21 protein-coding genes are annotated in these 23,058 nt (G+C 43.7%); 3 read left to right on the forward strand and 18 right to left on the reverse strand.

Annotation, left to right across the window (positions count from 1 at the left end; translation table 11 throughout):
• Positions 1–171: 171 nt before the first annotated feature.
• The 14 genes from AC3CH4_RS07795 to AC3CH4_RS07860 all read right to left on the reverse strand — a co-directional run bounded on the left by AC3CH4_RS07795 (position 172) and on the right by AC3CH4_RS07860 (position 16,650).
• Complete coding sequence (locus AC3CH4_RS07795; RefSeq protein WP_428784218.1) at positions 172–1,596, reverse strand: GumC family protein; 1,425 nt, start codon at positions 1,594–1,596, stop codon at positions 172–174.
• On the reverse strand, positions 1,593–2,729 hold the full coding sequence (locus tag AC3CH4_RS07800; protein ID WP_488543600.1) for a glycosyltransferase: 1,137 nt from the start codon (positions 2,727–2,729) through the stop codon (positions 1,593–1,595). Before AC3CH4_RS07800 ends, AC3CH4_RS07795 begins: the two co-directional genes overlap by 4 nt.
• Entirely contained in the window at positions 2,722–3,507 is a 786-nt protein-coding gene (locus AC3CH4_RS07805; RefSeq protein WP_488543601.1) for an acyltransferase, read from the reverse strand. The genes AC3CH4_RS07800 and AC3CH4_RS07805 overlap by 8 nt, the downstream gene beginning before the upstream one ends.
• Positions 3,508–3,599: 92 nt before the next feature.
• Positions 3,600–4,976 carry an O-antigen ligase family protein gene (locus AC3CH4_RS07810; protein WP_146454247.1) on the reverse strand — a complete coding sequence of 459 codons (1,377 nt, stop codon included), beginning with the start codon at positions 4,974–4,976 and terminating at the stop codon, positions 3,600–3,602.
• Positions 4,977–5,226: 250 nt separating this feature from the next.
• Entirely contained in the window at positions 5,227–6,351 is a 1,125-nt protein-coding gene (locus AC3CH4_RS07815; protein ID WP_488543602.1) for a glycosyltransferase family 4 protein, read from the reverse strand.
• Positions 6,332–7,843 (reverse strand): sigma-54-dependent transcriptional regulator, encoded by a 1,512-nt coding sequence (locus AC3CH4_RS07820; RefSeq protein WP_065205220.1) that lies wholly within the window; start codon positions 7,841–7,843, stop codon positions 6,332–6,334. Before AC3CH4_RS07820 ends, AC3CH4_RS07815 begins: the two co-directional genes overlap by 20 nt.
• 222 nt (positions 7,844–8,065) lie before the next feature.
• The gene (locus AC3CH4_RS07825) at positions 8,066–8,470 is read right to left on the reverse strand and encodes an Hpt domain-containing protein (protein WP_171329829.1); all 405 of its coding nucleotides are present in this window, start codon (positions 8,468–8,470) and stop codon (positions 8,066–8,068) included.
• 307 nt (positions 8,471–8,777) lie between these two features.
• Complete coding sequence (locus AC3CH4_RS07830) at positions 8,778–10,016, reverse strand: quaternary amine ABC transporter ATP-binding protein (protein WP_488543603.1); 1,239 nt, start codon at positions 10,014–10,016, stop codon at positions 8,778–8,780.
• A complete protein-coding gene (locus AC3CH4_RS07835; protein WP_054547760.1) occupies positions 10,009–10,908 on the reverse strand; it encodes an ABC transporter permease in 900 nt (299 codons plus the stop codon). The genes AC3CH4_RS07830 and AC3CH4_RS07835 overlap by 8 nt, the downstream gene beginning before the upstream one ends.
• Positions 10,909–11,051: 143 nt before the next feature.
• Complete coding sequence (locus AC3CH4_RS07840) at positions 11,052–12,044, reverse strand: ABC transporter substrate-binding protein (RefSeq protein ID WP_488543604.1); 993 nt, start codon at positions 12,042–12,044, stop codon at positions 11,052–11,054.
• A gap of 592 nt (positions 12,045–12,636) precedes the next feature.
• Positions 12,637–13,326, reverse strand: coding sequence for a P-loop NTPase family protein (locus tag AC3CH4_RS07845; protein WP_065205216.1), 690 nt, complete (start codon positions 13,324–13,326; stop codon positions 12,637–12,639).
• On the reverse strand, positions 13,326–15,425 hold the full coding sequence (locus tag AC3CH4_RS07850) for an SLBB domain-containing protein (RefSeq protein ID WP_488542767.1): 2,100 nt from the start codon (positions 15,423–15,425) through the stop codon (positions 13,326–13,328). The genes AC3CH4_RS07845 and AC3CH4_RS07850 overlap by 1 nt, the downstream gene beginning before the upstream one ends.
• Positions 15,422–16,258 (reverse strand): OmpA family protein, encoded by an 837-nt coding sequence (locus tag AC3CH4_RS07855; protein ID WP_017086732.1) that lies wholly within the window; start codon positions 16,256–16,258, stop codon positions 15,422–15,424. Before AC3CH4_RS07855 ends, AC3CH4_RS07850 begins: the two co-directional genes overlap by 4 nt.
• A 62-nt stretch (positions 16,259–16,320) precedes the next feature.
• Positions 16,321–16,650 carry an STAS domain-containing protein gene (locus AC3CH4_RS07860; protein WP_004733793.1) on the reverse strand — a complete coding sequence of 110 codons (330 nt, stop codon included), beginning with the start codon at positions 16,648–16,650 and terminating at the stop codon, positions 16,321–16,323.
• 311 nt (positions 16,651–16,961) lie between these two features.
• Between AC3CH4_RS07860 and AC3CH4_RS07865 the strand changes: the two genes are divergently transcribed.
• Positions 16,962–17,804 carry a DNA ligase gene (locus AC3CH4_RS07865; protein ID WP_488542768.1) on the forward strand — a complete coding sequence of 281 codons (843 nt, stop codon included), beginning with the start codon at positions 16,962–16,964 and terminating at the stop codon, positions 17,802–17,804.
• A 118-nt stretch (positions 17,805–17,922) separates the two neighbouring features.
• Here AC3CH4_RS07865 and AC3CH4_RS07870 read toward each other — a convergent pair whose 3' ends face one another.
• On the reverse strand, positions 17,923–19,293 hold the full coding sequence (locus AC3CH4_RS07870; protein WP_488542769.1) for an MATE family efflux transporter: 1,371 nt from the start codon (positions 19,291–19,293) through the stop codon (positions 17,923–17,925).
• A gap of 161 nt (positions 19,294–19,454) precedes the next feature.
• Here AC3CH4_RS07870 and AC3CH4_RS07875 point away from each other — a divergent pair, with 161 nt between their 5' ends.
• A complete protein-coding gene (locus AC3CH4_RS07875; protein ID WP_114633546.1) occupies positions 19,455–20,063 on the forward strand; it encodes a riboflavin synthase subunit alpha in 609 nt (202 codons plus the stop codon).
• Between the two features lie 167 nt (positions 20,064–20,230).
• On the opposite strand, the gene AC3CH4_RS07880 is transcribed toward AC3CH4_RS07875, so the two are convergent.
• Both AC3CH4_RS07880 and AC3CH4_RS07885 read right to left on the reverse strand, forming a co-directional pair.
• Positions 20,231–20,434 carry a CPXCG motif-containing cysteine-rich protein gene (locus AC3CH4_RS07880; protein ID WP_004733789.1) on the reverse strand — a complete coding sequence of 68 codons (204 nt, stop codon included), beginning with the start codon at positions 20,432–20,434 and terminating at the stop codon, positions 20,231–20,233.
• A gap of 111 nt (positions 20,435–20,545) precedes the next feature.
• Entirely contained in the window at positions 20,546–21,412 is an 867-nt protein-coding gene (locus AC3CH4_RS07885) for a fructosamine kinase family protein (RefSeq protein ID WP_054547752.1), read from the reverse strand.
• 616 nt (positions 21,413–22,028) lie between these two features.
• On the opposite strand from AC3CH4_RS07885, the gene AC3CH4_RS07890 reads away from it, so the two are divergent.
• Positions 22,029–22,373, forward strand: a complete 345-nt coding sequence (locus AC3CH4_RS07890; RefSeq protein WP_004733787.1) for a DUF3802 family protein — start codon at positions 22,029–22,031, stop codon at positions 22,371–22,373.
• Positions 22,374–22,487: 114 nt separating this feature from the next.
• Here the strand turns inward: AC3CH4_RS07890 and AC3CH4_RS07895 are convergent, their stop codons facing one another.
• Positions 22,488–22,973, reverse strand: a complete 486-nt coding sequence (locus AC3CH4_RS07895) for a C40 family peptidase (protein WP_488525457.1) — start codon at positions 22,971–22,973, stop codon at positions 22,488–22,490.
• Positions 22,974–23,058 lie beyond the last annotated feature (85 nt).

Genomic DNA, 23,058 nt, shown 5'->3' on the forward strand with positions numbered 1-23,058 from the left:
GTGAATGACTATTTGAATCGTGGCGCTTTGGGAAGTCGAAAGTGGGATTAATAATTGGGGCTTTATAAAAGCAAAACGCCAACCGAGTGTTGGCGTTTAGTATTTGGACACTAGAAAGCTAGAAAGCACGAAGCTAAGAAGCTAGCAAGTTAAAAATAGCTTTAAGGCTAATCAACTCATTTTAGGGATAACGGTAATTACGGGAACACCTAAGATGTCTTCAATTTCATCTTTACGCTTGATTGAAGAGTCAAACAGCTCAAACAATATCGCTAACCCAATGCCAAGGCCGATACCGGCAACGAAACCAGCCAAAACAAACACAAAAGAAGGTATGTTAGATTTGATACTAGGCGTGAAGGGTAAATCGATGATCTTCACACGTTTGTTTTGCTCGAATACACCAAGCGAACCCGTTAGTTGAGCCATTTCATAACGCTCTGTGAGTTCATCGGATAGCTGGCGCTTGATGTCTACCTGACGTTTAAGGCGATACATCTCTTTTGCATTCTCACCGAAGTTATTCGCCTTGTGTTCTAATTCAAAAATCATAGTACGAAGGCTTTTAGTCTCTTCAGTTAAAGACTCAAAGCGAGCTCGAACCAGTTGTAAGCTGTGTAGCTGGGTGACCAAAAGAGGTTGGGTATCCGACAGTTTGTTCAGTGTCGTGCTACTTGCAATGTCCCAAAGCTGGTCGCTGTTCATCGTTGGTTGGGTTACATCGAGCAAACTCTTTCTCTCATTTTCAAGTCTGTCTAGTTCACGAACTTTAGCTTGTACGGCACTGTGTTTGTTTGTGTATTTGGCTTGAAGTAGAGCCAGTTCACTACGAATGTCGATGATCTGATCTTCTATTCGACCTATCACTGGGTTGGTTTTTGAAAGCTGTTGATCGATTGACCCTAAGCTTTTTTCAACACCGGATAACTCGGCTTCTTTTTCTGCGAGTGTTTGTTTGAGTGACGCTAAGCGATTCAAACTTTGGCTCTGTACCTCAGGCGTCGAATGAACATTCTCATTCATGTATAAGGCAAGAGCTTCTTCTGCTACTTCAAGTTCAGCACTGCGCTTATCTATATGAATTTTCAAGAAGTTGCTCGAGTCTTCAATCGAAGAACGTTCTGGTGCTAACAATTGTTCAATAAAATGTTCACTCACCGAACGAAGCGTTTGTTCCATTCCATTTGGTGTGTTTGACGTTAAGCTTATCTTTAGAAAGTCTTTTCCAAGTTGAGTAACTGATAAACGCTGAGACAAGTCAGTAATGATCTCTTGTTTCTCAATTTCAGGCATATCGGGCGTGGTTAATTGCAGTTCATCAGCGACCGAGTAAAGCACATGTCGACTATGAAGTAGTGTTCTCAACGCGTTAAGGCGGTCTTTGAGCATGGTAGAAACGGCGATGTCTTCCAAGAATGGATTCATCTTGGCCGTTTCTTGAATCAACATACTGGTATGCGCGTCATATTTAGTCGGAGCCAACTTGCTCACACCAAAGCCTACAAAGGGCAAAATAAGGATTGGTAGAACTATAACGTAGCGTTGGCGCCACATGGCATTGATGATGACTAATAACCGCAATTTCAGATTATTCATAATAGCTCCAACATCCAATGTACGAAGTTACCGCGGTTCTGCCAACTGTCTCTGGAGACAACAGATACTGGCGAGTTTTCAAGGTGACGGCTTTGGTCGAGAGCTTCGACCATCTGTTGTCCATTATCAACGGACGTAACGTGATTCTTATAAGGAACCATTGCAGGAAAAGGAGTGGTCACGATAGGAGTTCCCGCGGCTAGGTATTCCATCAACTTTAATGGACTGCATGCTCTGATTTGTTCGTTATCAACGAAAGGTAATAGACTCACATCCCAGTGTTGTGAATAGCTTGGCAACGTGTGATGTGGGCGAGGCCCCAAGTAATGAACATTATCGAGGTTAGGCAACGACAATGTATCAAGCTCATTAGGGCCGATGAATACAAAGTCCCATTCCGGCATTGCTGTCGCCACATGTTTGACCATGTCGTAATCCAGCCATTGAGATAAGCTTCCGTAAAAACCTGCAATCGGGCGGTGGTTACTTGGCAAATCGTGTGCTCTTGGAGCTGGTGTAGAAAATAGCCCGACATCGACACCATGTGGTAAGAGTTGAGCTTTCTCACTAGGGAATTTGCCCATCAGCTTTTCACTAGCAGCGAAGATCAGATCTGATTTTTCAATCAATTCCAATTCATGCTGTGCGACAGTTTTGTGGTCAACGCCCGCGAGTGCACTAAAGTCATCTCCGCAGTAATAAACAACCGCTGACTCGCCTAAGTGTCCGCACAAATCAACAGCGGTAGGAAGGGAAGTCCATAAGATAGGAGCATGAAGCTTCAGCTCGGCAATAACTGGCTTCAACTGGCGTAACATCATTTGCTGAGCCAGTTTTCTAGACAGCTTAGAAGAAGGCGCAGGAATGGTTTTCAAGTTCACGACCGTTATGTTGCCTTGGTCGTTTGAATCCGCGACATGTTGAGGACCCAGCATGTTTTGAGTAACTGCGTTGCTTCGCCCTGTCAGTTTATTGAATGCACGAGTGATGTCTTTAACTGACAATCTTGGCTGTCTAAGACCAATAGAGTTGACCCACAAGACTTTATGTTGTTTAGCCAAGTGGCGAACCAAGTGTTGAGTCGATGAAGGCAGACCGCCAAAGTCTTCACCAAATACGATTAAATCACGCATGGTCGCCTCCATGAGTCTCTAACGAATCGAATACATCGGATTCGGTCACTTCAACGGATTTAATGTGACCGACAACTCGAGCAGGGTTACCGCCTGCGATTGCGAAGGCAGGGATTTTCTTTGTTACCACGCTGCCTGCGGCTATTACGGCACCTTCGCCGATGGTTACGCCACCTTTAACGGTAACATTGGTGCCTAGCCATACATCTTGTTCAAGAATGATGTCGCCGATTTGCTGAGGGTCATCGCCTTCACCTAGTGCTCGACGTTTTGCATCAAGCGGGTGTCCAGAGTATCCAAACAGGAAAGCGCCGCCAGCGATGCGTACGTTGTCGGAGATAACGACTTTACCTCCAACTGCGATAGTCGATTGCCAACCGATGTCTACATTGTTGCCAATCGACAGTAGTGGGTGTTCCAAGCCTTCAAGTGGTTGGGTACAACCAGAGAATGTCGTGTGGCCAGAGATACGGCAGTTATCGCCAATCGTAATTTGTACCGGACCGCTCACGAAAGGGAGGCCACCGTATAAATACAGGCGTTTCCCACATTGAGCGACACGACCTTTGAAAGCTGGTGTCCAGTAGAAGAACCGAGTAAAACCAGAAAACAAATTCACGACAAGCTTGTGTGCTTGGTATAGGCAGCGATTAAGTACTTGAGGGGTAGGTAGCTCTGTGCTTCTGATGTTTTTCAAAATGATAAACACATTTCTAATTCGAGAATTAGGGTGAAACTTAAGCCAATGTTTGAATTGATGTATAGATACTGACGTCATAATGAAATTCCTCTTTTTTGTTATATAGAAGTACTTTCATATATTGTGCCATTTAATAAGTTTATTATTTTCAATGTGTTACAAGTTGGCTTTTAGATTTTCTCATTTTGACAGGCAGTATGAGATACGTTCGCAACAGCAACAATCAATGCGGAAAGGATATAGATAGGCCAGTTGAAGCCTTGTGTTAGGAAGGTACCTGAGACGATGGTGCCAATTAACCCAGCATATACGGCGTAAGCCGCGGCATTGAGATTTGGGTCGATTGCGTTGGTCGTCTCTGAAAGCTGTTTGAGTGTCGAGCGTATTGTTTTGATCAGTGAGCCAATCAATATCAGAAAGATAATCAACCCTAGAAAGCCAGTTTCAGCGAGCACGCCAAACCAAGTACTGTGAACCGCATGATTCAGGCCGTCCCAGTGCGAACTATAAAAGAAGTAATTAGAAAAGAAATTGTTTAGGCCGACTCCGGTTAAAGGGTTATCCAGTGCCATTTTGAACGCGGCTTCCCATGCATAGATTCGCCCCATTGCAGATTCATCAACCCCTTGTTCAGCAGCACCGCCTGATGCTCTGTCTGAAATTCCAGCAACAAAGTAAAGGCCAATCGCTCCGATCGCGCCCAAAGTGATCAACAGTGATTTTGAACGTATTACTTTGAACGCAAAAATCCCGACCACTGCTAGCGCACCAAGTAATCCACCACGGCTTTGGGTTGCAACGATAGCGGCAAGTAACAATACAGCGACACCAATACTCAATACACGCTTAAAAGCATGAATGCCATGGGTGGTCGTCTGACTGAGCGCAAACGCAAGTGGAAACAAAAGAACCAGTGCTAAATCATTAGGATCTCCTAACATCGAACCAAAATCACGCCCAATAGTGACACGTGACCCTTCGACTAATCCGATACCATTGATTGAGTTGTTAATTGCAATAAGTGCGACTAACGAACCGGCCATCATGATGATTGTCGATGTCTTTGCTAAGTTTTCGACGCTGTTTACCAGCCACACGATAGCGAGTGTCATCACCATTATTTTCCAATACACGCCTTTAAATTCAGCTAACGCTATTGGACGGTTAGACGCGAAGATCAGGCCGATAAAGACGAGAGCCCAAAAAACAGCAAGCCAGCTCAATGTAGGGTGCCAGAATATTTTAAGTTCTTTGCTGATGAAAGCATGCCAGAGCAAAGCGGAAAGCGCGCCTAGCGAGAGTAATAGCGGTATCTTTAACGAATAGAGCTGAGGGATCGCTTCGTGGATTCGAAAAAATGAAAAGACAACGAACAGTATCACCATCCAAAAGGTTTTGTTAATAACAAACATTCCAGCCAAAGGAAGAAGTGCTAGCGCAACAATAACAGCGGGATGCGGCACGAAGTACCAGACAATACCGAGCCCGACACACAAGGCGCTGATCGTGATGATGACTGGCAATCTATTGGCTTCAGGGTTGACCATTGTGACCTCTATTCGCAAATAAACTCTTCATGACTCGCTCGTAATCTTTTGAGACGTAGTAACACCTGATGTTAAATATTGCAAAGCGAGTGCCAGTTATGCATTTTGTTTAACTAGCTGATTTAGTGTCGGATTAACAAGTGAGGGCTTAGCCTTGAGGTGAGTTTTGTCATTTTGAGAATCAGTATAAAACTGACTAGAGTAGGTACACCATCAAGCAAAAATAACCAATTACCGACTAAGACGAGTATTAACGGTCGAGGTGATAGATTTCCAATAACTGGGGAACAACAGCTTGTGGCGAGTATTGGTTTTTCACGGTTTCTATCGCGTTACTCTTGAGAGAGTCACGTTGCTCGCTCGTCAATGACATCCACGAGGATAAATGCTGTTCTAGTACTAACGCGGTTTCTGAATCAGATTCTGAATTGGCGAGGTAGCCGTTAACTTGATGCACGATGAGCTTAGGCAAGTTACCAACTGAGGTGGCGAGAACGGGAATGCCGCGAATCATGGCTTCTAATGCCGCCATCGGCAAGCCTTCAAAGCGAGAAGGGATGATTAACAGATCGATTAGGATCCAGACGTCGTCCATATTGGTTTGATGCCCATGAAAGGTAACATTATCAGGCTGTGATTTAGATAAGACGTCCATTTCTGGTCCGTCACCAAAAAGCTCAAACCGAACATCAGGAAACTGTTTGGCTAATGCGACAAATCGATCAGGCGCTTTTTCATGGCTCAATCGCCCCACAAAACCAACATGGAATGGGCCTGATGAAGGGGAGCTTGTTAACCCGGTTGGGACTTTAACAAAGTTATTCAATTGATGGGTTTTACTCGGTACTTTCGCTTTAATCTTCTCACTAACCACGAGCGACTGATCAGAAAGGAAGCTGCTGTAACGGTCGAGCCAGTCATAAAGCCATACTTTGCCTGTTGGGGTTTCACCTGCGTGATAAGTGGTGATTTGTTTGGTATTGCTTAAACGAGGTGAGATTTTTATGAGCTTGCTGACCAAACTGGCTTTGTAACCATGAGCATGGATAAGCCTTGGCTGATAATGTTGAACTGCACGTTTAAGCTGTGTCGCGCTATTACTGCTTGAATCCGCACAGCCAGAGGCTAAATCGGAGAGGTAACTATAAGGGATATGCAGCGCATCTAACTTTTCAACGATGATCGCTTCAGGCTTAAACTTAGTCAAAAGGACGATTCGAACAGCATCTGAATACTGAGCGCTTTCAGATATCAGGCCTTGTGCTAATTCTAAAACATGTGTTTCTATACCTCCAAAAGTTTGGCTGTCAATCAACAGCCAAATCTCATGAAGGTTTACGTTGAGTACACCTTGTTTAGGCTTGATTGTACTCATCTTCCGATTCCCAAGCCTGCTTCTTACGGTAAACGGTAGAAGGGCTAAGTTCTAACAACACAGCAGCGTTTAGCACATTCCCATCGCAATGATTGATCGCGTGTTGAATGGCTTCGCGCTCTATTTGCCACATTGGACGAATAGCACCTTCGTTTGTTGTAAATGCGGGCGTCATCGGGTCGTTGTTAGCGGGAACAACTGACGATTGCTCCAACTCTTCAGGAGTAATCGGTGGCAACTTAGCTTCTGGTGCTTCCACAACAGCAGCTTGGGGCGCCGCTACTCGAATCGGTGTCACTGATTTCGAAGTTGGAGCCGCGTCTACTTTATTAATCGGAGGCGGTAACATGTCTTTGGTCACGCTCGTTTCATTGTTCAACACCACGATGTTACGGATGATGTTTTGCAACTGACGCACGTTGCCTGGCCACACATAACGTTTAAGTAGATTCTGCGTTTCTTTGTCTATGGATTTGAACTTCTTCTTGTCTTGCTTCGCATACAATTTCAAAAAGTGATTAGCCAAAGTCACAATGTCACTTCCTCGTTCACGAAGTGGTGGCATCTCGATAGGCACAACGTGAACACGATAGTAAAGGTCTTCTCTAAAACGTCCTTCTTCGACCTCAACCAGTGGGTCGCGGTTGGTCGCACAGATAATTCTGACATCTACTTTAATCTCGCGATTACCACCGAGTGGAGTAAACGTACCTGTTTGCAGAAATCGTAGGAGCTTCTTTTGCATCTCCAGTTCCATTTCGCAAAGCTCATCGAGAAATAGGGTGCCACCATGCGCTTGCATCGCCGCGCCTTTACGGTCGGTTGTCGCACCGGTAAACGCACCTTTGACGTGACCGAAGATTTCACTCTCCATTAGGTCTCGAGGGATAGCGCCACAGTTAATGGCAACGAAGGGCTTGCCGTTACGCTGACTCTCCTGATGAATAGCCTCCGCGCACACTTCTTTACCCGTACCACTTTCGCCGTTAATAAACACGCTAGCGGTGGTTGGCGCCACCGAATCAATGATCTTGTAGACAGCCTGCATAGGTAGGCAAGAGCCAATGAAATTATGAAAGCGGTCACGATCAAACTTGCTTTGCATGTCATCAACGAGGTTCTCTAGCTTAGCTCGTTTCAAATGCAAGCGAACAGAGGTCTTAAGTCGATCGGCTTGAATTGGCTTTTCCAAGAAATCTTCCGCACCGCGTTGGATAAGGTCTACAGCAATATTAACTGAGCCATGTGCTGTCGCGATAATGACGGCGGTCGGTATTTCATTTTCGCTAATCCAATCTAGTACTTCTTCACCTGGCATGTCGGGCAACTTAAGATCGAGAATAACAAGCTGTGGAGAGTGCCTTTCAATGAAGATCTTAGCTTCTGCGCCGGTTTCGACGTGGAAAATATCGTAGGGTTCGTCTTTTACGTACTGCTTGTAGAGTACGGCGAGTGAGGTGGAGTCTTCAACTAACAATACCTTAGGGCGCATTGTGTATTCCTTTTGAAACTTTATCCTAACCAATCAATAACATAGTGGTATGCATCCATCAATACGAGTCTTGTTTATTTGTTATCTACCGCATGCAATCTCTTAACAAACTATAGATGTACTTCTCGCGTTGTTGGTCACGCCGGAGTACATGTTAATGGTGACTATATTGATAACGACTATGTTGAGTTTTTGTCTGATACTTATGATGAACATCCAAAGTTAACTGAAACCAGCCTCTTTTCTTTCAAGCAAGGCTTTGATTGAACGCTCTGCGAGTTCTAATAATTCGTCAACTCGTCGAAATGCTGCATCATGATTCTGTTCTAAACATTGCTTCTCTAAGGCGCGAGCTAACTCACCCAAAGGGCGATTACCTAATGAGAGTGCTGTGCTGCCGAGAGTGTGTACCTCGAATTCTAGTGTTTGAGCGTCGTTCTGAGCGACAGCCTCTTTTATGGCGACCAAGCGTGTTTGTGATTCTTCAACATAATGGTCGATCAAGATCGGGATAATATCCGCACTTGTATCGCGAATCATTTGCTCTAGAACGCTTTCATCAACAAGCTCGCTAACTTCTTGTGAGTTTAGATGTGCAGCTGTGTCTGACGCTAAAGTGGAATTCATCAAACTAAGTCCTTCTATTGAGCGTAATATCCGTGAGTACTAATAAGTTCTAGTCATTTTCTAGAATAATTTCAACTGCTTGCCGTATAAACAGAGCAATTAATTACTATCTCACTCATATTGCTACAGGGTTTGTGACAAGCCTAACGGACTGATTTAAATTTGTTTTCTCTTATGAAATATAAACTTAGGTGCCTATAAACGTAAAGGGCGGGTAGAGCTCAGGAGAAAACGAGGCCGATACAAATAAAAAGACCACTGCAGTGAATTAACAACAGTGGTCTTGGAGGGGGTTAAGTAGTTTAGGCTACGAAGCTTTATCAATCTTTGGCTTTGGCTTTGGGTCAGCTTCTACTTCTTCCTCGCTACTTTCAGAGAAGATATCAGCAACGGCGCTTCTCTCTAATTCACCCTTCAGATTTCCATCTTCGTCGACAACTGGAAGGGAGTAGTCACAAGACATGGTGTCTGGTAGAACTTCTTCAATGACCGCATCAGGTAAAACAGCAGGAACCTCTTCGTAAATCTCATCACTGAAGTCATGAACAGAGGCATCTTCAACGGCGTCTTGTAGGCTCTCTTGTGTGACTAGGCCTTGATAGCCGTCATCCGTTACGTGATAAGCGTAATCGTTTTTCAGCATCTTCATTTGTGCCAGAGCACCTTCAATCGTTTCTGAAGTGATTCGATAGAGAGGAGGCTGCATAACCGTTTCAACCGTCAATGCACGAGCACGGTTTACGTCTTTAACGAACGCCTCTACATAGTCATCGGCTGGATTCAGCAGAATCTCATGTGGTGTGCCTTGTTGTACCAACTCGCCATCTTTCAAAATTGCGATTCGATCGCCGAGACGGAGTGCTTCATCCAAATCGTGGGTGATGAAAACAATCGTCTTATGAAGCTTCTGTTGAAGTTCGATAAGCTGATCTTGCATTTCACTTCGAATCAAAGGGTCGAGTGCCGAAAAGGCTTCATCCATTAACAAGATTTCAGCGTTAGTACACAGAGCGCGAGAAAGGCCAACACGTTGTTGCTGACCACCAGAAAGCTGGGCAGGGTACTGCTTGCCGTAACCTTTCAAACCCACTGTTTCTAACCATTCATTGGCTTTTGCTAAACGGTCTTCTTTTTTGATGCCTTGTACTTCCAACCCGTACGCAACGTTTTCTACCACGGTGCGATGAGGCATTAAGCCAAAGCGTTGGAATACCATCGACATTTTATGACGGCGGAACTCTTCTAATTGCTTGGTGTTGAGGCTCATTACATCAATACCTTCAACCATGATTTTACCCTGCGTTGGGTCAATTAAACGGTTGAAGTGGCGAATTAGAGTCGATTTACCCGAGCCAGAAAGCCCCATGATAACGAAGATTTCACCGCGGTTAATCTCGAGATTAATCTCTTTTAAACCGACGGTATGACCTGTGTCCGCAAGAATCTGATCTTTGTGTTCACCGTCCTGAACTCGGTTCATAACAGACATCGGTTTCGGTCCAAACACTTTGTATAGACCACTAATTTCAATCAATGGTTTAGTCATGCTTGAGTCCTCCTAAATGCGCATTGGTTCTTCTTGCGTATGCCTGTGAAGCGCGGTCAAAAAGAATTGCGAGGGCAACAATGGCGAAACCATTCATCAAGCCTAATGTGAAATATTGGTTGGTGATGGATTTAAGAACTGGTTGTCCTAGGCCTTTCACGCCAATCATGGATGCGATAACAACCATAGACAGTGCCATCATGATGGTTTGGTTGATACCCGCCATGATCGTTGGCATTGCTAGGGGAAGTTGAACACCCCATAAGCGTTGTTTTTTGCTCGCACCAAATGCGGTAGCGGCTTCAAGAACTTCTTTGTCGACCAAGCGTATGCCTAGGTTGGTTAAACGAATTACGGGTGGGATAGCGTAGATAACCACGGCGATTAGACCTGGAATTTTACCGATGCCGAGTAACATCACCACTGGGATCAAGTAAACGAATGCTGGCATGGTTTGCATGATATCAAGCATCGGTGTAACGATAGATTGAGCTCGATTTGAACGAGCCATCGCAATACCAATCGGAATGCCTAAGAATATCGAAACCAAGGTACAAACAGTAATGATACTGAGCGTCCGCATGGTGTCTTCCCACATTCCAAAGTAACCAATAAGGAGCAAAGAAACGACACAACCTAAAGCCAGTTTCCAAGAACGACTCGCAGCGTAGACAAGGCTGGTACAAACGGCGAGGACTATAATCCAAGGGGTTGAGATAAGAAGTTTTTCAAACCAAACAAGGAATGAAAGAAGAGGGTCAAATAGAGATTCAATCATTTCACCGTATTCACGAGAGAATTCACGGTATGCGCCATCTAGCGTCTTTTTTATGGTTCGTAAATCAGCGCGTTCCATCTCTGGAAAGCTTGATAACCAATTGGTGTCAGCCATTTTATATCCTTATAGTTCGGAGCCACTTGTTCATGCGATGAGGTATCGCCTGTGAAAAGGGCTCCGAATCATGAATAACATCAAGTATAGCGACGTTATTTCCGTATTATTGAAGCGTAATTGCTTGTTATTAAACCAAGCTCTTACAGCTCTGCTTCAACTTTCTTAGCCACTTCTTGAGAAACCCATGGGTGCCATATTTCTGGGAACTCACTCAAGAAATGGATACTCGCTTCTTCGCCATCCGCTTGGTTGTCTTCCATCCAAGCAAGAAGTGAGTTCATTTTGTCGTTAGTGAAACCACGTTTAGTGAAGTAGTCGTAAGCCTCTGGTGCTCTCGATGCGAAGTCTTCTGTAGTGACTGTGTGTACTGGTGAAGGCGGGTACATGGTCGCTTTAGGTGAATCACAGTCTTCTTTAGTGGTACAAGTTAGGAACTCTTGCTCATTAACACCACTGCCAAAGTCAACTTTAACCATGTCGTATTTACCTAGAACGGCAGTTGGCGCCCAGTAATAACCAAACCAAGCTTCTTCGCGCTCATAAGCTTTTGCGATAGAGCCAGATAAGCCGGCACTCGAGCCTGGATCAACAATCGTGAAACCACTGTCTTCCAGCTCAAGAGCGTTAAACAAGTTTCCGGCGCTGATCTGACAGTTCCAGCCTGCTGGGCAACTGTAGAATGCTGATGTATCTGGGTCTTCAGGGTGCTTAAACAAGCTAGCGTTTTTACGTACACCGTCGATGGTTGCCATCTCTGGGTATTGTTTAACTAAGTAAGCTGGAACCCAAAAGCCTTCTTCACCACCATTCACAAGTGCTTTACCTGCGTAGCGAAGACGTTTTTCTTGGACACCTTTGTCCAATGCATCTTTTAAGCTGTTGCTCCAAAGCTCAGGTGCAACGTCAGGCTGACCTTTTTCAATCATAGATGTGCCTGTTGGCATGGTGTCGCCAGGGATAAGTTCGGCATCACAGCCGTAACCATGTTCTAGGATGAATTGGTCGATATTGGCGATCAATGTTGCAGAGTTCCAGTTCATATCTGCGATTGTTACGCTGCCACATTCTCCAGCGTTAGCATTACCGCTGGCTGCTGCTACTAACAAAAATACGGAGCTTAACTTGTATTTCATATTGAGTTTCCTTTCTCTTTAATAATACAACTAAGGTAACCAAGGTAAATTGATTACCTAAATTGCTCGATGGTGATCCTTTCCGTGTATTTGAACCATTTGAGCAGAAGGAGGGATGGGTGAAGTTTGAATAGATAAACGCGCAAAGTCAGTGAAGTGTGATTTGCCAATTCATCCACTGCGTTTCAACAGCCATCGGATAACTTTGTCAAACTATTACAAATTCGTCAAAAACCACCTCTATTTATAATCTTAGGGAATAATCGTACGAATTCCATCTTTGATGCGATTTACATGGCACTTTAACCGTCTGTGTCACATTACCGCTAAAGTTAGGCTTAGGGCTGTTGATTTTCGAAGGGATTTAAAGGTGGTAAGACCATGGTTGGCGTGTGTGAAATGCGTTGAATGGTTTTTAAAATCTTATTTTCAATAATAATTTCGCCAAAAACACCCAATTTGGTTTTGGGGTATTTAGAGCTGTCGCGGCTTGAAATTTAATAGGATAGGTGGCTGTCATGGTATCAATGACAGCCATACAGTTGCGTAAGAAACCTATAGTTGTACAAGAAGCTATAGTGGCACGAAAAAGTTACATCGGCAGGTTTAAAAACTCATTTTGATACAGCTTGTTTGCCAAGCTATCGCGAAGTTTAGTTGGAAGGAATTTCATTCGATTGATTTGTCTTACCAACTCTTGTGCAAAGCTAGGAGTTTGTTTCATGTTCATCACACTGCCCATTAGATTGATACTCTGAGCATCAAGCAGCTTTTTCGCTTGTTCTAGGTGGTGAGTTGACGTTTCACCATAGGCGACAACCATCAATGTGCTGTCACAGGCACTCGCAACAGACTGTGCAGGGATATTCCCTTTGTTAATGTTGAGAAGCGGTGAGGTATCGATGATGACTCTATCGTATTTCTCTAACCATTTGTTCACTACTGTTTGTAGCGTTGTCGGGTCTTTATAAGCAAGCTGTGTTGATGCCACTTGAGGTGCCGGGACACCAATGAACATCCGGTGAGACTCAACATGTTCTATTAACTGCCCCTGTTGACTGTCTTCTAACATGTTCAAATCTTTGAAAGCGGGGTTGTATAAGTTGAGGTCAACATAAAGCGTGGAGTGACCAGCAAGAAGAAAACGTTCTGCTAATGCAGTTGCAACAGAGGTTACGCCGTCACCTGAATGACAGGCAGTCACACAAATCGATTTCTGTCCGTTAAGTTCAGAAGCTAAATACAGTTGCTCGACTTCGGCATGGGTTGCTGAAATAGTCATTATAAAGCTCCTATTAGTACGATGGTGGTCGTAATACGTAGTATGTCATCTAATCCGACACGTGCTTTTTCGATAAAGCTTTCACGACGATCTGGGATGTAAATGGTGTCACCAGCGCGTAGCACAGGTAAGTTGTAAATATTGGCTGTTTTGCTGAACTCAACAAGGTCGAAGGTACGAGCTTGACCTTGGCAACAAGACATATTCACAATGGTAATTTTCTCTACGTAAGCATTGTCAGTAGGGCCTGCCGCTTCTGCCAATATATCTAGAATGGTCATGTTGTCGTTGAACACATAACGACCTGGGTTGTTAATCGCACCAAGCACACGAACGGTTTCTTCTTTCGGTGTGTCTAACCAGTTTTTACCTTTTTCTGGGATATAAATGGTGTCACCCGTAGTTACGTTTGGCAGCAAGGATTCGTCACCAGTTTCAAAGTACAGCGATAGATTGAGTTTGCTTACTTTAGAGTAGGTTTTATCACGATGAGTGACACGAACGTTGTGTATATCGGCATCCTTAGTAGGGCCGTCAGCCGCAGACAAGATATCAAGGAAGTGCATGTCTTTGGTGAAGCGGTAACGACCGGGCGCATTCACTTGCCCAAAAATGTAGATCGAAGCATCAGAGCTTTGACGTACCCATTGAGATTTATTGTCTGAAGGGTCTTGTGGTAAGTCGTGGACACGGACGATAGATCCTGCACGAATTTGCGGCATCAGATCTCGTGGCGCGCCATTTCTGATGAAATCATCAAGATTAAACACAACCATCTTTCTACCCGTAACGACTTCAATTTTTGAGGTGTCAGCACGTAACGTAGGACCGCCGACGTGAGCCAATAATCCCATGAAGTTCATTTCATCTGACCATTCAATACGACCTGGTCGGTTGACTTCACCGATAACGTTAACCGCTCTGTCTGGTGCAATCTTCAACCAAGACTTCTCGTTCATGTCGGTTTTCTCTGGAACGAAAATAGCGTCACCGGCTTTAATGCTCGGTGGATTAGAATTAGGTAGACCTTCTGTGTAAGCCGCTAAATCGAATTTAAGGACTCTGCCATCCGCCTTGATCACTCGTATTTGGCGCGATTCTGCAAATCGAGTCGGACCGCCAGCATTCGCAAGGATATCCATGAAGGTGGCGTCTCTTTTTCCTTCAAAAGCGCCGGGAGCGGCAACTTCACCCATGACGTAAACCATGTTTGCGCCGGATTTGATCTCTTCTTCTTGCTTCGGCACAAAAATGGTTGCACCCGGGCGTAAGATTGGAAGTAGGCTTTCGTCACCAGAATCTAAATAACGTTTGAGGTTGAACAACGTAGGCGTGTTATTTGAAATTACTCGGATTTGCTCAACACTGGCATAACGAGTCACACCGCCCGAGCGCATTAGTACGTCAACAAGATCGGTGCTCTCTTTATAAGTGAACGAACCCGGTGCGTTTACCTCGCCAAATACTTTAATTGAATTGCGAGAATCGGCACTATCACCAGAGTTAGCAAGCTTTGCTGCGTCGAACTCTTGTTCAATGTTACCGACTAATGGAGAAGCTGGAACGAACAATGAATCCAGTGATTGCAGAGTAGGTAATGTCGACTCGTCTCCTGAATCAAGGAAACGTTTGTAGTTAAACTCTTTCTTGTCCGCGCCTCGCTTAAGAATCAATTTGTCCAGTTGTGCTCCCGGACGTAATCCACCGGCTGCGTAAAGCGCCATTTGGATGCTAGAACCCAATGCCAGTGTGTATTCGCCAGGCTGTTCTACATAACCTTGCACGTAGATAATGATTTGTTGTTCTTTGACGTAGACCGAAGCGTTCGAAAGATCTTTATAAGCGGTTGCCAGTGATTCTAGAACGACTTTGTTAAGCTGCTCACTGTCATAACCGGCAACAAATACGGCGCCAACTTCAGGAAGGGTAATACGTCCACGTTTATCCACTTGGAACCCTGTGTTCAACGTACTTTCACCGGGTACGTTAACTTGGATAAGGTCACCGACTTGAACCGCGTCTGAAAACTCTTCGCTCGCATTCACGACACTCGTAAAGCTTAACGATAGGGTGATGATAAAAGCGATCAATAATTTCATAATCCACCTCCCATTTTCTCGGCATTTTTAGGGGAGATAACTTCGATACTCACTCGGCGGTTAGTTAAACGCGTACCGTCTGATTCACCCTCAAAAAGGGGGACGGTTTCACCCACAGATACTGCTTTGATTCGCTGAGCGCCTAAGCCAAAAATAGTCAGGTAGCGTTCGACTTGTTTAGCACGTCCAAGTGCCAAATCATCGTTAAATTTTTCGGTCCCCGTGGCATCGGCATGGCCGGTAACTACAAGGTCTAGAGATTTATGCTCTTTCAGTAGTGTGGTCGCCTCGGCAAGTCGTCCCATGTACTTGGGATTGACTTCGGTAGAGTTTTCCGCGAATTGGTTGTCAACGTTAAGCAGGTCGTACAACTGTTCGATAACCGACAATTGCATTCTAAATTGGTTTTCATTTTTTGGTGGTTCACAGCGGGCTTGTGAGGTCACATAGTCGAGTTGGACTTCAAGTTCATTTAAGCGTTTTCTTTGAATGACTAGGTCGTTGGCCGCATCTAGAAGCAGGCCACCTTGCAGTTCACGAGCGATACGATTTTGCTTCTCTATCGCTTGCACAACAGCAGCGGGGAAGCACCAACGTGCGCCTTCTTGAATCAAGGCATCAAGATGTAATTTAGCCAGTTGCCAATCAAAACGTAGTCCGTGTTCAGGACCAAGAGGTTCGTCTGGCATGACAGGAGAAAAGTCGGAATTTTGGTAGTTAATAGAGTCATAACTTTCAGCCAAACCGCCGGTGCCTTGTTCAGGGTAGCTAGTACAGCCACCTAGAACCAAAGCAGACAGAGAAAGGGCTATGTAGTTTTTCAGTATTTTCATGCCAACGTCCTATGTTTTTACTTTTTATTATTATGTTTTGTTACTTCTAGCTTAGTGGATCTTCATGAATTTGTAGGATTTTTTGAATTTACTGGGATAGCGTGGCCAATACGTAGCAAGTTCATAATTTCAAGAGGCTGGCCAGTCACATTTTCAAGTCGCATGTTGCGCTCGCGCTCAGTTAGGCGTTTGAACATGTAAACAATTGCGCCAACACCAGATGAATCTAAAAACTCAACTTGGCTAAAATCAACTTCGATTTCAGGGTGGCCATCATTTGAGATTACATCGTCAATATCGGTCTGAGCATCACGGCTACCTGCTGCATCTAAATCACCAAAGATAGAAAGAGTCAGTGTCGTTGTATTTAAATCAATCTTACGTAGTTCCATAGCGATATCTCCTTTTGAGTATGTATGGACAACTGCACTGAATGTGCCAACTTTTATGTTTATATTTTTCAATAACTTAAATCAAACGCTAATCTCTATCTCATATTGAGAAAGTCGATTTCTCAATATGAGAACTAAAAATGGGTGAACATTTGAGATCCATAAGCCATTAATTATATGAATGAAATTGAAAGTTAAATAAGGTTGGCGTGTGGATCGCATCTTCTCGCAAAGGTTGTCTACCTACGTGTCAGAACGCTTAGGATTAAAGGCATTTGTTGACCACTACAGATATCAATACGGAGCAGATGATGAGATTAACTAAATTGGCGATAGCAACTTTATGGGCGTGTTCGCTTTCTTCTCATTCATCCTATTTACCTCCCGACCATTTGGTACTGGCCAATACATACCAACAAGGCATTGATGTTTCTGAATACTGGAAGAGTGAAAAGCTTGATGGGATTCGTGCTCTTTGGGACGGACAGCACCTTTATACTCGAAATGGAAATCGCATTTACTCACCGAAGTGGTTTACAAAAAACTTGCCTAAGGTACATCTCGAAGGGGAGTTGTGGGCAGGAAGAGGTCAATTCCACGTAGTCCAATCTACCGTCCTCGATCATACGCCTAGTGACGTAGCGTGGCGCCAAATAGATTTTATGCTGTTTGATATGCCGGGGGCTGCTGGTGATTATCAAAAGCGCTATTACAACATCTTGCATTGGGTAAGCATGATTGGAGAACCTCATGTCAGCTACATCGAGCATGTACCGATTCACAATGAAGAAGCTTTGTTCCAACAACTCGATAATGTCGATGAGAGTAATGGCGAAGGTTTGATGCTTCGTAAGATCACCAGTCGCTATCAAGCAGGTCGAAGTAATGACCTTTTAAAGCTTAAAAGGCATCACGATGCGGAAGCCACGGTTATTGGTTACAAAGGCGGAACAGGGAAGTATAAAGGGATGATGGGTTCGATTTTGGTTCACACAGAAGAGGGTGTGGAATTTTATATTGGAAGCGGGTTCAGTGACCAGATGAGACTCGCACCGCCTGAAATAGGCAGTCAAATCACCTTCCGGTATAACGGCTTTACGCAAAACGGAAAGCCCAAGTTTGCGCGCTTTGTTAGAGAGAAGAGTGAATACTAATCTCCTGAGTATAAACTAATCGCCCCTAAATCATTTACAGCCGTAAGCAAAAAGAGCCCTGAAAATCAGAGCTCTTTTTGTATGTAATAACGGCGATACCAGTTTAGCAAGTACGAATCTAACGAGAGCTAAATTCTAACTGAACATCATCGTCTTGTTTATGCATCCAATGCAAACGCATACCCAGCATAATGGCAGCTGATGTTAGGCCGACAATGAAACCAATCCAGAAGCCATGTGCGCCCATAGGTTCAACAATCCAATCTTTCATTCCTAAGATGTAGCCGATAGGAAGACCAAGTAACCAATACGCTACGAAGGTAATGTTGAAGATAGAACGCATGTCTTTGTATCCACGTAAAGCACCTGCAGCGATAACTTGGATTGCATCGGTACATTGATAAACCGCAGCGAACAACAGCAATTGCATTGCAACGGTAACTACTGCCGTGTTTTCTGTGTAAAGTAACGAAACCTGCTCTCTAAACAATACTGTTAATGCCGCTGTCATAAAGGCTGTTACCAAACCGACGATGATACCCACGTGTGTTGCGATCTTCGCACCTTCAGTGTTGTTTTCACCAAGCTTATGGCCAACACGAATACTCACGGCGGCACCGATACTCATTGGAATCATAAACACGAGAGAAGAGAAGTTAATCGCGACTTGGTGTGCGGCAACAACCAATGAACCTAATGGGGCAACTAATAAGGAAACCACAGCGAACAGCGTGACCTCGAAGAAGATAGCGGCAGCAACTGGAAAACCAAGTCTAAACAAACGAATTTGAGCTTTAAGTTGAGGCTTGTGGAACGTCCCGAAGATGTTGATTTTAGCCAAACGCTTTGATGTTAAAACGTAAGCGAACAGCAGAGCAAACATCACCCAATAGACGATAGCCGTTGCAACGCCACAGCCAACACCACCCAAAGCAGGGGCTCCAAGTTTCCCGTATACGAACATCCAGTTTAGCGGAATATTTAATAGTAAGCCGATAAAACCGATCACCATGGCAGGCTTAGTTAAAGACATACCATCAGTAAAACTTCTCAATGTTTGGAACAGCAAAAACGCAGGCACAGCAAACATCACCGCGTTCATATAGCCGATGGTCTTATCTGCCATGAGTTGCTCAATGTCCATCAATTCCAATATCAGCTGCGTTTGGAACAGCACGCCAATGATAGGTAACGAGATGACGAGTGCCAAAAATGCACCTTGCTGAATCTCAAATGGGATTTTGACTTGGCGGCCTGAACCGTTCAGTTGTGCAACAACAGGAACCAACGCCATCAAAAGACCTACACCAAATAATATTGATGGTAGCCAGATACTTGCTGCAATCGAAACCGCTGCCATATCGATAGCACTTACGCCACCGGCCATCACGGTATCAACAAAACCCATTCCGGTTTGTGCAACAGATGCAATCAATACTGGGGTCGCAAGTTTGATTAGATTCGAGGATTCTTCTTTGTAACGATGCACAAACAACTCCAAATAAGAGGGAAAATTAGAATAATAGTGTAGGAAAGGACATTCTGAAGGAATCAGAGGCAATGATCTTAAGCTTCCACTGGACGAATCATAAAGAAATGTCACAATAACTGCTATGAAAAACTGTTATTAGAATGCTAAATAGGAATCTTATGTTTACAGGTATCGTTCAAGGCATGGCAACACTGGTTGCAATAAACAAAAAAGAGCTGTTTCAGACTCATACCATTGAGTTAACAGATGAAATGGTTGAGGGATTAGCAATTGGTGCCTCAGTAGCTCATAACGGTTGTTGCTTAACGGTAACGGAAATTTCGGGCAATCAGATTGCTTTTGATTTAATGCAAGCCACATTGCGATTGACGAACTTGGGCCAACTGAATGTTGGTGACAAAGTGAATGTTGAGCGTGCAGCAAAGTTTGGTGACGAAATTGGCGGACATAGTATGTCTGGCCACATTACTCTGATGGCTAACCTCGTTGATGTGATTAAGACAGAAAATAACTGTACGCTTTGGTTTGAGCTGCCGCAAGAATCAATGAAGTATGTGTTGAGCAAGGGCTACATCGGCGTTGATGGTTGTTCATTGACAATCGGTGAAGTGGAAGATAACCGCTTCTCTGTTCACCTGATCCCAGAAACGCTGAATCGCACTCTGTTTGGCGGCCGTGAAGTAGGCGACCAAGTAAACATTGAGTTTGATCCTCAAACACAAGCGATTGTTGATACTGTTGAACGCGTACTAGCAAAGCAGAAATAGTAGTGACGGTTTATCAATAGCATTTGCCCCCAAAGCGACACCAAGTAAAAGTCGAAGATATTAAAAAAGAGCACATTAGGTGCTCTTTTTCTATTTTTGTCTATTTGTGTTTTTCTAGGCTAGCCTCAAAATCGAAGCGTAGCTCCAACTCGACAAGAGAGTAGGTGTTAGAAGACTTGTTCGTCGTCTGCATCAATTGAGAGGTTAATTCTATCTCTGACTTCATCTACCTGCATATCGAGATGAATGGCATTGCAACACGCCGGACAATCGTCATAAAAATCTTGGCTCCCATTAGAAGCATCGAGCGTTATGCTGATTGCATGCCCACAGTGGGGGCACGAGACATGTTTCTCTGTGTATTTATGCATGGCTAATTCTCCTCACTGTATCTTGTCCAAATCGTATTAGCTTTAAAGATCGTATTAGCTTTAAAGATCGCAGTAGCTTGTATAGACCGCAACAGCTAGCTGTGATTGGTATTAAACGGCCTGTATCTTCTGAATACACGCCTCAGTTTGTGCTAAATATTCGCCGCCAAATTGATTGCAGTGGTTAAGAAGATGGTACAAGTTGTAAATGTCTTTCCGATCAGTATAGCCAACGTCGAGTGGATTGACGCTCTGGTAACCTTCATAAAACTCTTTTGGAAACCCATCAAACAATTCCGTTAACGCTAAGTCACATTCATGATCACCCCAATAACAAGCGGGGTCGTAACAGATTGGCCCAAAGGCTGAATTCGCTACGTTGCCATTCCATAGGTCACCATGAAGTAAAGAAGGGCGAGGATTGTGGCCAGCAAGACGCATATTCACCACATCAACGATGTCATCAATATCACCGAATTCAATGCCTTTCTCTTTTAGCAATTGCAGTTGGAAGCCGATGCGTTGTTCAGAGAAAAAGCGACCCCATTTCTTATGCCAAGGGTTAGGCTGAAGCGTACTACCGATATAATTATCTTGGTCACAACCAAACTCTTTTTGCTCGCCCCATTTATGAAGCTGAGCAAGCTGCACGCCGAAATCAAAGCTGTTATTACCCGTATCAAGCGGCTTGGTTGGCAAGTAATTGAGAATAATGAATGAGCATTCTTTGGTTTTACCAATCAGTACCAACTCAGGCACATAAACGGTGGAAGTTTCTCTTAACAAGCGTAAGTTCTCAGCTTCGATTTCAAACTTAGGTAAAAATTCTCGCTGGTTCACTTTTACGAAGTAGCGTTCATTACCATCGCTAATCATATAGCAATCGTTAATGTCACCACCAGAAACCTTTGTACGTTCAGTAATCTGAAAGTTGAATAGAAGAGTATCTGAAAGTTGTTGAGAAATGGCCTGCCACATAGGAAATCCTCAAAGACTGAAAGTTAAAAAATTGAAGGTTAGAAATACTGTTTGTTAGCCATAGTTTAGGATAAATTTGAGCAATTTATAGACGTACTCGTCAATGTTCTTATCTGTTCTTCATCTTATGTAGAATCAATTGGCTGATTTGTGAACTCGGCCTGATTCAAGCTCTTTGAAATACAAACAGAAATTGGCAAGGCAAAGTTATAGAATTGTTTGGAACTGGCCTCACAATCGAAACGGTTTTGGTCGAAACAAACTGGAAAAGTAGTTGGAGCTTGTTATTGTCTACGCATCAACTTAAATGTGCTATTAGAGTAGGTTGAAACGACTATAGTTAACGATAGGGCACGTGACCACCTGAGCTTGCTAGCTCTTTACTAACTCTTTAATAGCCGAGTAATGATGACGTGCTGAATCTACAAGTATCTTGACCAACAGACATCTAGCGACATGTATATATTCAGCTATTGGTTTAATATTTAAGCTGAAATACTAACTAGGATCATTTTAATACGGTTTTTGGTAATAAAGTGATGACAAATCGCTTCATTTACATAGTATTAAGCAAGTACGTATTAATCTGCTCTTGAGCTTAAAACGGAGATTTATTGTGGTTGTAGAAACCGATGGCTATTTGGCTCTGATCGAGCACTTATCGTTTAATCTGGATGTCTTTACAAATAGTAATGGCGATACAGGAAATGAGAGTGTTGAAGACATCATCACAGACATGATTTCAACAAACATCATGGCTATTTTTGAGCAAAATCCAGAGTTGCATTCGAGTGTTCGTTTTCAACTTTTGAAAGAAGCCGATGCTGTGGTAGCGGATTTAGGCGAAGTATTAGCGGGTGTATGGGCTAAGAAAGCGACCAACGAGCAAATTGTATTTCTAGATGAATACATCGCGCTAGTGAAGAATCTATTTGATTCTGCTGTCGCTAAATACGACTAACTATTTGTCCATTTCCTCGTTAGTCATTTTTTCACGATGATTATGTTCACGATGATAGGCGTTTACGTCGTAGCTTTAAAAATGACCTCGTCTAGCGGTTAAGTCTTTAAACCGCTATAAACGCCTAAAGTGCCAAAACTTAGAAGCCCAATAAGGGTTATCCAACCTCGATATAATGACACCTTTCGATGTCGAAGCATGTAGGAATTGATTATTTCCTAAATACACACCTACGTGTCTTACCGTCATCGACGTTTTGAAAAATACCAAATCTCCGCTTGTTGCTTGCCCATACGCTATTTCTTTTCCCTTTTTACTCTGATCTTTTGTGGTTCTTGGTAAGGCTTGTTGAGTTGCATTTTGCACGGCAATTTGAACAAAAGCGGAGCAATCTACGCCTCGAAATGATGTTCCACCAAAATGGTATGGCACACCTTTCCACTGCTCATACACACTCATATACGCATTGGTAGTCAATTGTTCTGACTTTGATAGGGGTTTCTGTGCGGTTTGACTAAGCTGAGAAGGGGATGGCGTCGAGCTACAAGCAGCCAATGTTGCTAAAGTTATTGTAACTACAGCCATTTTTCTGAATTTCATATGTAACTCTTCTGACAAAAAACTGAAATAAAAACGTCATCAAGGACTTCTAGTATACGAACTAACTTAAGGATATCTCTTTTCG

Source organism: Vibrio sp. QJM3NY_26 (genome assembly GCF_057786005.1).